Genomic DNA, 12,821 nt, shown 5'->3' on the forward strand with positions numbered 1-12,821 from the left:
AAATGAAAAAATTTAATACAAAAACTAAGAAAAAACTTCTTTCATTTTGTCAAAGAAACTTCCTTTTTCTTTGTTGTTGACTATTGGTTTTATATTAGGGAAATCTGATAATTTGGTAAGTAAAAGTTTTTCCTCATCATTTAATTTAGTTGGTACAAAAACATTAATTCTAACAATTTGATCTCCTTTTTTATTAGAATTTAAAAAAGGAATGCCCTTAGTTGCCATTCTAAGTAATTCACCATTTTGAGTTCCTGCCTCAATCGTAATAACGGATCTACCTTTTAAAGTAGGAACTTCTATTTCAGATCCTAAGGCAGCTTGAGGAAAACTAATTTGTAAATCAAAAACAACATCATTTCCATTCCTCACAAAAAATTCATGCTTCTTTTCTTCAATTAACACGATTAAATCACCGCTAGATCCTCCTCTTCTACCAACATTTCCACCATTTCTAATTGGAATATAATTCCCATCGCTTACTCCTGCAGGTACACCAATTGTCTCAACACTTTCTCCTTGAAGTCTGCCTTCACCATTACAACTTTTACAAGGATTGATAACTACTTTACCACTACCATTACAGTTGTTACAACTAACAATATTTACAAACTGTCCGAATATAGATCTTGAAACTTGCTTCATTTGACCAGTACCGCTACACTGTTTGCAATTAACAATATCCTTAGAATTAGGGGCACCTTTACCTGAACAATCATTACATTTTACCATTTTTTTTATGGTAATATTTTTTTCTACACCTTCAGCAATTTCCTCTAAAGTTAAAGGTAATTTAATTTTCAAATCACTTCCAGGCTCTGAAATATCAGCTCTGTTCCCACCTCTTTGCTTACTTTGATTGTTAAATAAGTCATCAAAAATACCACCACCAAAAGCCGAGAAGATATCATTAATATCAAATCCTGTATTACCACTTCCAAATCCACCGCTACTATTAACACCAGCGTGACCAAACTGATCGTATCTAGAACGTTTTTCAGCATTAGATAATGCATCATAAGCTTCAGCAGCTTCTTTGAATTTTTCTTCTGATTCACGATCTCCTGGGTTTCTATCAGGATGATATTTCATTGCCATTTTTCTGTAGGCAGTTTTTATCTCATCATTTGTAGAACTTTTATTTACTTCTAAAATTTCGTAAAAATCTTTCTTGGACATATAATAAATTAATTTTTAACCAAAAGATGAGAATGATTCCTCATTGTTTGAATAAGTGTTTTTCTTTTTGAAAAATATTTTATATACAACATAAATACCTACTCCTAAAATCCCAATCCAAATAACAGCACTAAAAAGTGATACAACTGAAAAAGTTGGTGGGTAAACAGAAACGGTACCATCAGTATTATTATGATAATAAGGTCTAGAATAGTAATAAGCAGGATGGAAAGGAGTACTCCACCACATAGAAGTTCTACCTGCTAAATAACCATACATGAAATTATCACCATATCCACCATAATTATTAACTACATAATTACCACCCCCTTGAGTAGTATTGTTCATCCTTTCAACTTTTCTTGGAACTCCATAACTCCGAGTGTATTCTTGAGAATTAGAAATAGATTTACCACCAAAGGATGGTCTTTGAGTTGTTGTTGAATTCCATCCACCATTTCCTGTGGTACTTCTAGTACCTCCAAATGAAGGTGTGGTAGTTCTGTTAGGTTGGGTAAAACTTGGCCTGCTTCTATTTGAATAAGATGGTGTACTAAAACCTCTACTACTACCAAAGCTACTCCTACCAGAACTCCTAAATCCACCAAAAGAACCTCTCCTTTGTGCGTTTATTTCATCTAGATTAATTAAAAATAATAAAACTAAAGAAAATAAAACAGCTAAAAATGATTTAGAAAAAATTACTTTATACATAATTACAATTAAAAAAAATTATCAAAATATATTTTGTGTATCAATTGAATTATCTTCATTCCTAAATTTAATTTCAGCTTTGAAAGTAAAATCAATTGTGTTAGATTTGGTGTCAGTTTTCATCCACCCAAAAAAACTTTTATCATCGTTAAGATTTCCACCCTTTAATTGAATAAATAACCCAGTTAACCCATCTTGTTGTACATCATTTATAAAAACCATTGTATTATTCAAAGTCCCATCACTTTCAATAGTTAATAAATGTAAATTTTGAGCCTCTTCTTCTGAAACTCTTGGCTCAACTGTAATAAGATCTTGAAGATAATCATCAAATATATTTTTTGCTTGAATTACACCAGAAGTATTCTCATACTTTATGATTGAGTCAAAAGTTCCATCTTCATCAATATTTATTAAAAGTTCTTTAACTTTTGAAATTTGTTCGCCATTGTAATAAATAGCGGTTCGTTCAAGTCTTCCATTACTTTCAATAGAGATTGATACCATATTTTATTAATAGAAAATTATAATTAATTTAAAAAAAAATCTATGATCCTGATGAAACAATAACTTTTGAATGCCTAATAACTTTATCTTTATAAAAGTAACCAGATTCAAGCTCTGAAATAATTGTCCCTTCAGGTGCTTCACTAGGTTGATTCATAAGCGCTTCATGAAAGTTAACATCAAAATCCAATCCTAAGCAATCAATTTTTTTAACCTCATATTTCATAACTAATTTTTCAAAATTATCCTTTATTAAACTAACTCCATTAAATAAAACATCAAAGTTCTTTTTGTCAAATCCAGTTGCAACTGACCTAGTAATATCGTCTAAGATTGGCAAAATATCTTTTAATAATCTTTCATTACTATATTCTAAAATATTTCTAATCTCTAAATCTTTTCTTCTTCTGATGTTCTCAAGGTCTGCAATTGATCTCATTAATTGATCTTTTAAAACAGCAACTTGATTGCTTGTAACATCTTCAGTATGAATATGATCCGATTCAATATCTTCATTGCTGTTTAATATTGATAAATCAATTGGATTAATTGGATTATCCAAACTTTCTTCTTTTATGTTTTGTTCTTCGTTAATCATGTTTTATATTTTAATCAATGTATTGTTTGAGTCGAAACTGTTTTTGATATCAAATCTATAATAGAAATCATTCTCGAATAATTCATTCTTTTAGGTCCAATTAAACCTATTGTTCCCAAAGCACTTCTAGCATTATATTTTTTAGTTATAATTGAATAGTTCTGTAATCTTTTATCTTCGTTCTCATCACCTATTGTTACTTCAATTTCATTATCTGATCTTGAATTTTCAAGCAAATGTATAACAACTTCCTTGTTCTCCACAAGTTCAATTATACCCCTTAACTGTTCAATACTTGAAAAATCAGGTTGAGACATTATGTTGTGTGTTGTAGATAAATGTAATCTTTCAGAATCTATATTGTTAGAAAAAATTATATTAGATTTGTTTAACAATTCTTTAATCAAGCAATTGTAGTTGTCTGTTACAAAATCTTTAAGTCGATCATGACATGTATTCCTGATTTCGAATAATGTTAAACCAGATAATTTTTCATTTAACAAATTAATTATTTTATCTAAATCGGAGCGTTCAATAAAACTTTTAACTTCAATTGTAATAGTTCTTACAAAACCATCTAAAGATAGAACAATCAACACCTTGTTACTAGAGAGTATAATTATTTCAATCCTTTCAAGTAAACTATTTAATAACTCAGGAGATGTAACAATACCTAATTGATTAGATATTTTCCCGATTAAGTTAGACGCTTCTTGAAGAATACTATTGTTTAAACTGGCTATTGAAATATTTTTTTTAATCGAATTTTCTTCATCCTTATTTAACTTTTCATATTTTAAAAATTTATTAACATAAAACCTATACCCTAAATCAGTTGGTACTCTACCAGCTGAAGTATGGGGATGGCTAATAAAACCTTTATCTTCGAGTGAAGCCATAACATTCCTTAAAGTAGCTGGAGATAATGATTCTTCTTCAAATTTAGTTGCTAAAAAATTTGATCCAACAGGATTGGCAGTTAAAATGTAGTTTTGAATTATACTTCTTAAAACTAGTTCTTCACGTTCAGTTATCTCCTTAATATGTAAATTATTTATAATATTGTTTTCAGATTGATACAACATAATATATCTATAATTGAAAAAAAAACTTAAAATGTATCGCTTTGAATTGAATTCAATTCATCATTTGAACTATTATTTTCTTTAATTTCTAAAATGTTAATCATAAAATTTGAATCACTTATATCTTGACTTAATATTTTAGAAATAAGATCAATAGACAACTTATTTACATCTTCCTTTGGTTCCAATTCAGATGTAATTAAAAGTTTTAAGTCTAAAGTAATTTCTTTTTTCAAATCAAAAAAATAAATTTAATAAGTAATAATATAGAAAAATTTAAATTAAAAATAAATTAGAATTATTGAACTTTATTTGAACTTACAAAACGAATTGTTTTGACATCATTTGTTATTTTTATATCATCTAAAACATCTCCATTTTTTGAAGATCTACTTAACATTTTATTTTCAGGTTTAAAAGCATATACTAAATCTGTAGTTGGATCAACTGAAACAAGTGAAAAAAATCCTGTTAATATCTCATAAAAAGAAGAGTTCCTACCAGAATTTAAGTCAAATTTCAAAATTGATTCATTTCCTAAAAGATATAGTTGGTTAGTGTTAGAAATTCCTATAAAATTTGGTTCTTTACCAACATACCTATCAATTGGAGGATGTTCTATTTCTAAATTTGTACCAATATCTAAACCATTATTCAAGAAAGTCATATATAACAATCTAGGCTTTTCACCATTAGTATAACCAGAACATAAAACTACTAAAGGATTCTCTAGTTCAAAATTAGTTATAGTTTTACCCATATATATTGCAGGACTTGGTAATAATAAGAATCTTTCAATTTCATAATTTGGATTATTACTACTTATAATTTCAATTTTATTTACTCCATTATACTCAGTACCAATAAATACTTTATTTGCTAATGTAGAAATACTAGTTGGATATCCAGAAATGTCTATTTCTCTTGCAATGATATGATTTACCACATCTACTAAATAAACTTTTTTAGTATTATGAGAAATAACCCATGCTTGTGATAAATTACTAAATGCCATACCACATATTCCATCATCTTTACTTTGAGGAAAACCTACAATTTTAGAAATTATTTTCCGATTCTCTAAAGATAAAATTGAAATACTACCTTCTTCTCTATGATGTAGATATAATCTGTCATAAGATTCATATATAAAATCGATAGAAGGTACTAAATTTGTTTTGTTAGCCTTAAAAATATCATTCTTAGAAATAAAGCCCCTTGTATCGTTAAATCTTGCAATTTCACCATTTACTAATCCATTAGAAATTGTATCAATAGAAAAAATAGAAAGTTCATTATTATCTATTATAGTTGAATCAATTAAATCAGTTCCTTGACCAGAACAACCAAAGGAAATTATTAAAATTATAAATGATATAAAATAAAATATATATTTGTTCATTAAAAAGTATAATTAGGATTTCAATGTCTTCCTATTAGTTAATAATTTAGTTACAATCCATAATTTAGCGGCAATCCAAATTTTGTGTGAAGTTCTAACAGAAATTCTATTGTTTGTAAAAACATTAAATTCTCTTAATTCAATTTTTTCTAACAATCTATAATATATAGCATCCATAATTTCTGCAGCAAAAACAGAATTTCTTTCATCTGAATGTAATGCAGCTCGAGCTTTACCATAATATTCTCTAGCACGTCTAGCTTGAAACCTCATTAACTCAACAAATTTAACATTATATAATCCTGAAAAAAGATCTTTCTCAGAATAATCATATAAAGTTAAATCTTCTTTAGGAATATAAATTCTTCCCAACTTAGCATCTATTGCAACATCTCTAATGATATTGGTTAATTGTAGAGCAATACCTAAATTGATAGCATACTCTTTTGTTTCCTCATATTTATATCCGAAAATTTCTAAACACATTAATCCAACAATTGAAGCAACTCCAAAACAATAATCTTTTAATTCACTGAAATTTTCATAACGATTTCTTTTTAAATCCATTTCAACACCATCAATCAATATCATAAAATATTGTTTAGGAATTCTAAACCTAACAACAATTTCAATCAGTGGTTTAAGAACAGGATGTATTGTTGTGCCCAAATAACATTTATCTACTTCTTCTCTAAGCATTCCTAGCAACTTCCTTTTAATAAGCACCTCGTCTAATTTAGTAGAAGAACTTAAAACAGGTGCTTCATCAACAATATCGTCAGCATACCGACAAAAATTATGTATTTTGTTTAATGCTAATCTTTCCTCTGATGGCATTACTGAAAACGAATACTTAAAGCTAGTATTTTGTTTCGATGGCTCTGGGAAAGTTAGAACGATATCTTGAATGTTAGAAGTCATTATTATTTAGCAAATATAAAGATATAATTTTCTTTATTAAGAGTATTTGAGTGACTTAAATAGAATTTTTATTTTGTCTAAAGTTGTAATTTTTGGTCTAAAATTCAAAACATTAAAATCCATTGATTTAATTTTCAATAATATTTCCATCCCTCCAAAAAATGTTAACAATAATTCGATTCTTAACTGTTTATTTGGAATCATTTCAATTAACTCAAATCCTTGATTCAACATATTAATTGCATGGTCGGTGTGGTATTCCATAACTTCTCTAAATTTGTTATTAAACTCAAGGCTTTTAAGTTCTTTTAAACTATAACCAAAAAAATTAATACTCTCAATTGGTACATTGATTCTATTACGAGGTATATCTTCAGAAACATCTTGCCAAAAATTTGCTAATTGTAATCCTGTACATAATTTATCAGATAACTCACATCTTTCATCTGAAGCTAAATCATATAAGTAAAGTATTAACCGTCCTATAGGGTTTGCAGAGTATGCACAATAAACTATTAAATCGGTTGTTGCATTAAATCCTTTATTATAAACGTCAAGTTTAAAAGCTCTAAGTAAATCTTGAAAAAGTAATTTAGGGATATTTTTCTCTTTTATAGTTTGAAGTAAAGCTACAAAAATTGGATGTTCTGCTTCACCTAAATAAACCTTATCAAGTTTGTCTGACCAGTCATCTAAAAGTATAATTCTTTCTTCTTCTAACAATCCTGTTTCATCTGCAAAATCATCTGCAAGCCTTGCAAATGCATATATGCTATGAAAATGATGTCTTATTTTTTTAGGTATAATTACTGATCCTACTGGAAAATTCTCATAATTTGATTTAGCAATTTGACTACAATAACTAAATGCTTCATCGGTGGTGTAAATTTTGTAATCTTTAATCATAATTGATGTAAAATACAGATATACTATATTTCTAAAACAATAAAATTAATAATATCTCGTCATACCAACAAGTCAAAATAAATACTGTATATTATTATTAATAAACTATAAGTAATATATTTGACTAAGTAGTCATTTATTATTTTATTTATATATTTAACTAAGATGGAAGAAATAATAATTTCAAGAAAAGAAAAAGAAAACAAAGCAAGATCTGAATATATAATTAACATAGCAAAAAGGATTTTTGCTATAAAAGGTTATCATGCAACAACATTAGATGATGTAGCTCAAAGTTCTGAGTTTGGAAAAGGAACTTTATATAATTATTTTGAAAGTAAAGAAGCTTTGTTTTATGCAGTTCTTGAGGATATTCGTATTAAAATGAATTTAGTTTCAGAAACTTCTTTTAAAAATGATTCAGATACATTCCAAATTAAAATTGAAAAATTTGTTAAAGGATCACTTAAATATTTTTTTGATTCACCAATTGATGTACATTTATTAATGAGAGAATCACATCATATTCATAAAGAAAACCCAATAATAAAATCTGCATATGAACTAACATCAAAGTTAAGTTCTTTAATCATTGATGAACAAAGTAAAAAGCGAATTACAAACGAAATTGAACCCTTAGTTTTAGCTACAACTTTGATTCATCTGCTATTTAGTATGCAAATATATCGAATTTTTCATTGCATGTTTAACTTTACAGATAAGTTAATTACAAATTGTGATCCAGAATTTATAGTTGCAAATTTAAAATTAACTGATTTAGATTTTGAAGTTGATAAAGCTTCAAAAAGTATTTTGCAAATTTTCTTTAATGGAATCAATAATTAATTCACAACAATTAAAAATGTCTTGTCCTGAAATAGGTTTACACTAAAAAGTGTAAAAATGGACAAAAAAATCATTCAAAAAGCAGGTAAGTATTATACCTTAGAAGAAAGACATCAAATCATTCAAGAGTTAATTGCGACTGGCTGTACTAAAGTTGAAATTTGGGAAAAATATACTGGAGATATAGAAGAACATGGTCAACTACTGCGCTGGATGCGTCAACTAGGATATAATGTTGGAATTAAAACAAGAAGGCCTAATATTGTATCAAATAATTATCTCATGGTAACTAGAAATCAAAACCAGATAAGGAGATTAAAATTGAAGATGATCTTTTGAAAATCTTCAATTAAAAAACGAATTGCTGATTTGGAAAAGCAGTTAAAGGATGCCGAACTAAAGGCAATTGCATTTTCTACTATGGTAGATATTGCAGAAAAGAGTTTAATATACCGATTAGAAAAGCTCAATACCAAACCATAGAAGTAATGAAAAATAATTTTTCACATAGGATTAGCCAAGTTATGTGGATGGTTTGGTATTACTAGACAGGCTTATTATCAGAACAATTGGGAAGGAATATCTTCTACCTAGAAGAAGATTTGATTATACATCAAGTAAAAGAAATTCGTAAAAATCATCGTAGAATGGGAACACGAAAACTATATGAATTATTACAACCATTTATTCTTGAACATCAAATAAAAATAGGCAGAGATGCACTATTTAATATGCTTTCGGCTAATCATTTATTAGTAAGAAAACGTAAACGTAGAATACAAACTACGAATTCATATCATTGGTTAAGAAAATATCCTAATCTGTACGTGAGTTTGTACCAACTAAAATCAACCAACTTTGGGTAAGTGATATCACTTATTGGAAAATAGATACTGAGAGCATCTTTACATCAGTTTTATTACTGATGCATATTCACATAAGATAGTAGGCTATCAAGTAGCTGGAAACTATGGAAGCGATAGAAAGTATTCACATTGCAAATGGCCTCTCTGGCTTGGGCAGAGAGCCATTTGCAGCACACCTATCCAGTAAGTAACTCATTCATCATAGCGATAGAGGTATACATATGTAGCAATGCTTATGTAAAGCTATTGAAAGATAATAATATCAATATTAGTATGACAGAAAAAGGCGATCCATTAGAAAATGCAGTGGCAGAACGTAAATGGAATCATCAAAGATGAGTATTTAGAAACTTATAATATTGATAACTTAAATGATGCTAAGGAATTACTTAAAGCTGTAGTAGATTTGTATAACAATGAAAGACCACATATGAGTATTGGAAACCATACACCAAATAATATACATCATTCAAAAACAAAAAACCGATAGATTATGGAAAAACTATTATCGAAAAAAAACTACATTTGTAAACACAGTTCAGGACTAAATAGAAACTGTAAACTAATAGTAGGATTAATTAATTAAACTGTAAACTTTTTTTAGGACGAGTCAAAATGCTAAAATTTCTGAAAACAATTTTAATTTTCTTTTTTACTTTAAATTTACTCCATTCTCAAAACTGTACATTAAACGGTTATGTTTTAGAACAAGGAAGTAAAGAGCCATTAATCAATGTAACTCTAACTGTTAAAGGAACAAAGATTGGGACACTAACTAACAAAAGTGGTTATTACTCTTTAAAGAATATTCCAAGTGGAAAACAAACTATTGTAATATCATATATAGGGTATCAAAAATTAGAATCTGAAATGTTTTTCAAAGAGGATGAATCCATTAAAAAAGATTTTGAATTAAAAAACAAAACTATTTCAGGTAAAGAAATTGTTGTAACAGCTGAAAGGGAAATTGAAAAAAGACAGATTAATGTAAGTAAGGTTGATATTCCTATTGGTCAACTATCACAAATTAGAATTGGTGGTGAAGCAGATATATTTAGAGCATTACAATATCTTCCAGGCGTTTTAACATCTTCTCAAATCTCTAGTGGTTTATATATTAGGGGTGGTTCTCCTGACCAAAATTTAGTTTTAATAGATGGTTCTACTGTTTATAATCCTTCACATTTATTAGGTTTTTATTCTTCATTTAATCCAGAAGCAATTAAAGATGTTGAATTAATTAAAGGTGGTTTTCCTGCAGAATATGGTGGAAGAATGTCTGCAGTACTAAATTTAACACAAAAGGATGGAAATAGAGATTCAGTTGAAGGAACTGCCACTTTAGGCATTATATCATCAAAAGCTTCTTTGCAAGGTCCTATTGGTAATGGTTCTTGGTTTTTGGGTGGTAGAAGAACTTACCTTGATTTACTTTTGAGTTTACTACCTGAAGATTCTTTAAACCCATTACCATCTTTTAATTTTTGGGATGCAAATGGAAAGATAACCCAAGATCTTTCAGATAATGATAAAGTTTTTACTTCAGGATATTTAAGTGCTGATAACCTTAATTTTGGGGGAGGTGGTCTGAAATTTAATTTAGGAATTTCAAATAAAGCAGGTGCAGTTAGATGGAATCATATATTTGGTGATAATTTATTTTCTGTTCTTAATTTATCGGTTAGTAAATATAAAACTGGTTTTGATGTTGATAATGCTGGATTTGCTTTTCAAATAGAAAACTCTATTACTGATTATACATCAAAATTAAATTTAGAATGGTTTACAAGCAATGATTTAACAATTAAAACAGGTTTAGATTATACACATTATGTTTTCAAATATCTCCAAAATTTTACTGGGAAATTAGATTCATTACCAAAGGATGGTCAAGTTAACGGAGCTGGAGGTACAAATTTCACATTACCTGATGATGTTTTCTCAGGTTATTTACAGGCAAATTATCAAGTTAATGATTTATTAGGATTTCAAGTTGGAGCTCATGGATATCATTATACTTTGCCAAATACAAATTACATTGATCCACGTATTGCAGCAAGGTATCAATTAAATGAAGATGTTATATTAAAAGCGGCAGTTGGTAGGTATACTCAATATTTGAAGCTTGCTTCATTACCAGATTTTTCTTTTTTTGATACTTGGCTACCCACAGATACAACTGTTCTCCCTGGCTTTTCAAATCATTACAACTTGAGTATTGAAACACAACCATTTGAAGGATTCAACTTTAATGTTGATATGTATTATAAAACTCTTGAAAATATAAGTGAGATAAACCAATACACAACTACATCCAAATCTGTTTCTGATGCATTTTATACTGGTAATGGAAATTCGTATGGGTTAGAACTTTTTTTACAGAAAAAAGCTGGTGATTTAACAGGGTGGGTTGGGTACTCATTGGGTTTTGTAAATGCAAAATTTGATAGTATTAATAATGGTAAAGAATTCAGACCAAAATATGACAGAAGGCATGATCTTAAAATTGTTGGACAATATAAAATTAATGATCGATGGGATTTAGGAGGATCTTTTACTTATCAAACTGGTCAATCTTATACCGGTGTTACTTCAAGATATGAAGCAAGATTACCAGGTCAAAATTCAGGTATTGGGATTACAGTTCCTGCTGAAAGATATGGATTGAGACTCCCTTCATCTCACCAACTAAATTTAAATGCAACTTACAATACATCTATTTTTGGTTTACCTCTAAAAATGTTAATCGATGTTTATAATGTTTACTCAAGGCGTGATATTTGGTTTAGATATTATGATGTATCTAAAAAAATTGTTGAAGTGACTGATGTACTTTTATTACCTATTATTCCAACTATTTCGGTTGAAGTAAAATTTTAATTATTTAATATTTATAACTTTATAATGAATAAATCTTTTTTAAAATCAATAATTATTTTATCTCTTTTTAGTTTTATTTCATGTCAAGATGCACCTACTTTTGATTATGATCCTCAATATGTTGTTGAAGGATATTTAAAAGTTGGAGATCCAATTAATAATATTAAGTTAATGGTTTCACAATCTGTAACAGATACTTTTAAATATAAGAATAGTGCTGTTTCAGATGCTGAAGTTGTTATATATGTAGAGAATAAACCAATAAAATTAAATTACAGAGAAAACCAAGATGTTGGTGAATATTTTTATAATGATACTACATTAAAAGTTACATCTGGTGTAACTTACAAACTTGAGATAAAAACAAAGTCCGGTAAAATTATAACTTCCCAAACTACTGCACCTAATAGTATTAACTGGGTAAAAGCTCCTTTTGAAGAATATCAGTTCCCAAAAGATACAATTAATCTACCAGCTCCAGATTCATTTGCAATTGAATGGACTAGACCTACAGACATAAAAGAAATGATTATTGAGGGTAAATGTTTAGATACTTTAAATTATGGAAAATATTTACCTAATTCTACTATTGAACTAAATAGGAGAATTACAACTAAGTTTAATGACACTAGGTTTGAATATGATTATTCTAGATGGGGATTTATAAATACAAACAAATCACCACTTTCATGGTATATTTTTAAATGGTATGGAAAGTATGAGTTAAAAATAATCGCTTGCGATAATAATATAATCAACTGGTTAAAGCAGACTCAATGGTCTGGACAGAATCCTGAAAGTCAACCAACATTGAGTAATATAAAGGGAGGTTTAGGTGTGTTTGGATCAATGTATGTTTTATCTAAAGAATGTTTTGTAAAGAAGAATCAACCTTAAAATTTTTTGCTTTTAACTAA

At 28.2% G+C, this 12,821-nt stretch carries 14 protein-coding genes; 5 read left to right on the forward strand and 9 right to left on the reverse strand.

Translation table 11 applies throughout. From position 1 onward, the window contains the following. Positions 1-24: 24 nt before the first annotated feature. The 9 genes from dnaJ to hpnC all read right to left on the reverse strand — a co-directional run bounded on the left by dnaJ (position 25) and on the right by hpnC (position 7,312). Positions 25-1,179 (reverse strand): molecular chaperone DnaJ, encoded by a 1,155-nt coding sequence (gene dnaJ, locus IPP08_05205; protein QQS67563.1) that lies wholly within the window; start codon positions 1,177-1,179, stop codon positions 25-27. Between the two features lie 15 nt (positions 1,180-1,194). After that, complete coding sequence (locus tag IPP08_05210; GenBank protein ID QQS67564.1) at positions 1,195-1,893, reverse strand: hypothetical protein; 699 nt, start codon at positions 1,891-1,893, stop codon at positions 1,195-1,197. A 21-nt stretch (positions 1,894-1,914) separates the two neighbouring features. Next, positions 1,915-2,400 carry a hypothetical protein gene (locus IPP08_05215; GenBank protein QQS67565.1) on the reverse strand — a complete coding sequence of 162 codons (486 nt, stop codon included), beginning with the start codon at positions 2,398-2,400 and terminating at the stop codon, positions 1,915-1,917. A gap of 40 nt (positions 2,401-2,440) precedes the next feature. Next, entirely contained in the window at positions 2,441-2,998 is a 558-nt protein-coding gene (locus IPP08_05220) for a nucleotide exchange factor GrpE (GenBank protein QQS67566.1), read from the reverse strand. A 14-nt stretch (positions 2,999-3,012) separates the two neighbouring features. Then, the gene (gene hrcA / locus IPP08_05225) at positions 3,013-4,083 is read right to left on the reverse strand and encodes a heat-inducible transcription repressor HrcA (protein ID QQS67567.1); all 1,071 of its coding nucleotides are present in this window, start codon (positions 4,081-4,083) and stop codon (positions 3,013-3,015) included. 26 nt (positions 4,084-4,109) lie between these two features. Then, positions 4,110-4,319 (reverse strand): hypothetical protein, encoded by a 210-nt coding sequence (locus IPP08_05230; GenBank protein ID QQS67568.1) that lies wholly within the window; start codon positions 4,317-4,319, stop codon positions 4,110-4,112. A gap of 62 nt (positions 4,320-4,381) precedes the next feature. Then, positions 4,382-5,485 carry a hypothetical protein gene (locus tag IPP08_05235; GenBank protein QQS67569.1) on the reverse strand — a complete coding sequence of 368 codons (1,104 nt, stop codon included), beginning with the start codon at positions 5,483-5,485 and terminating at the stop codon, positions 4,382-4,384. 12 nt (positions 5,486-5,497) lie between these two features. Then, a complete protein-coding gene (locus tag IPP08_05240) occupies positions 5,498-6,406 on the reverse strand; it encodes a squalene/phytoene synthase family protein (GenBank protein QQS67570.1) in 909 nt (302 codons plus the stop codon). A 36-nt stretch (positions 6,407-6,442) separates the two neighbouring features. After that, positions 6,443-7,312 carry a squalene synthase HpnC gene (gene hpnC, locus IPP08_05245; protein QQS67571.1) on the reverse strand — a complete coding sequence of 290 codons (870 nt, stop codon included), beginning with the start codon at positions 7,310-7,312 and terminating at the stop codon, positions 6,443-6,445. A gap of 165 nt (positions 7,313-7,477) precedes the next feature. On the opposite strand from hpnC, the gene IPP08_05250 reads away from it, so the two are divergent. From IPP08_05250 to IPP08_05270, 5 genes are all read left to right on the forward strand, one after another. After that, complete coding sequence (locus IPP08_05250) at positions 7,478-8,158, forward strand: TetR/AcrR family transcriptional regulator (protein ID QQS67572.1); 681 nt, start codon at positions 7,478-7,480, stop codon at positions 8,156-8,158. Positions 8,159-8,215: 57 nt separating this feature from the next. Beyond that, complete coding sequence (locus IPP08_05255) at positions 8,216-8,497, forward strand: hypothetical protein (protein ID QQS67573.1); 282 nt, start codon at positions 8,216-8,218, stop codon at positions 8,495-8,497. An 828-nt stretch (positions 8,498-9,325) separates the two neighbouring features. Next, positions 9,326-9,514, forward strand: a complete 189-nt coding sequence (locus IPP08_05260) for a transposase (GenBank protein ID QQS67574.1) — start codon at positions 9,326-9,328, stop codon at positions 9,512-9,514. A gap of 125 nt (positions 9,515-9,639) precedes the next feature. Continuing rightward, positions 9,640-11,904, forward strand: coding sequence for a TonB-dependent receptor (locus IPP08_05265; GenBank protein ID QQS67575.1), 2,265 nt, complete (start codon positions 9,640-9,642; stop codon positions 11,902-11,904). Between the two features lie 24 nt (positions 11,905-11,928). Continuing rightward, a complete protein-coding gene (locus IPP08_05270; GenBank protein QQS67576.1) occupies positions 11,929-12,801 on the forward strand; it encodes a DUF4249 family protein in 873 nt (290 codons plus the stop codon). Positions 12,802-12,821: the final 20 nt, after the last annotated feature.

The organism is Chlorobiota bacterium, from assembly GCA_016700335.1.
Classification (GTDB): domain Bacteria; phylum Bacteroidota; class Ignavibacteria; order OLB7; family OLB7.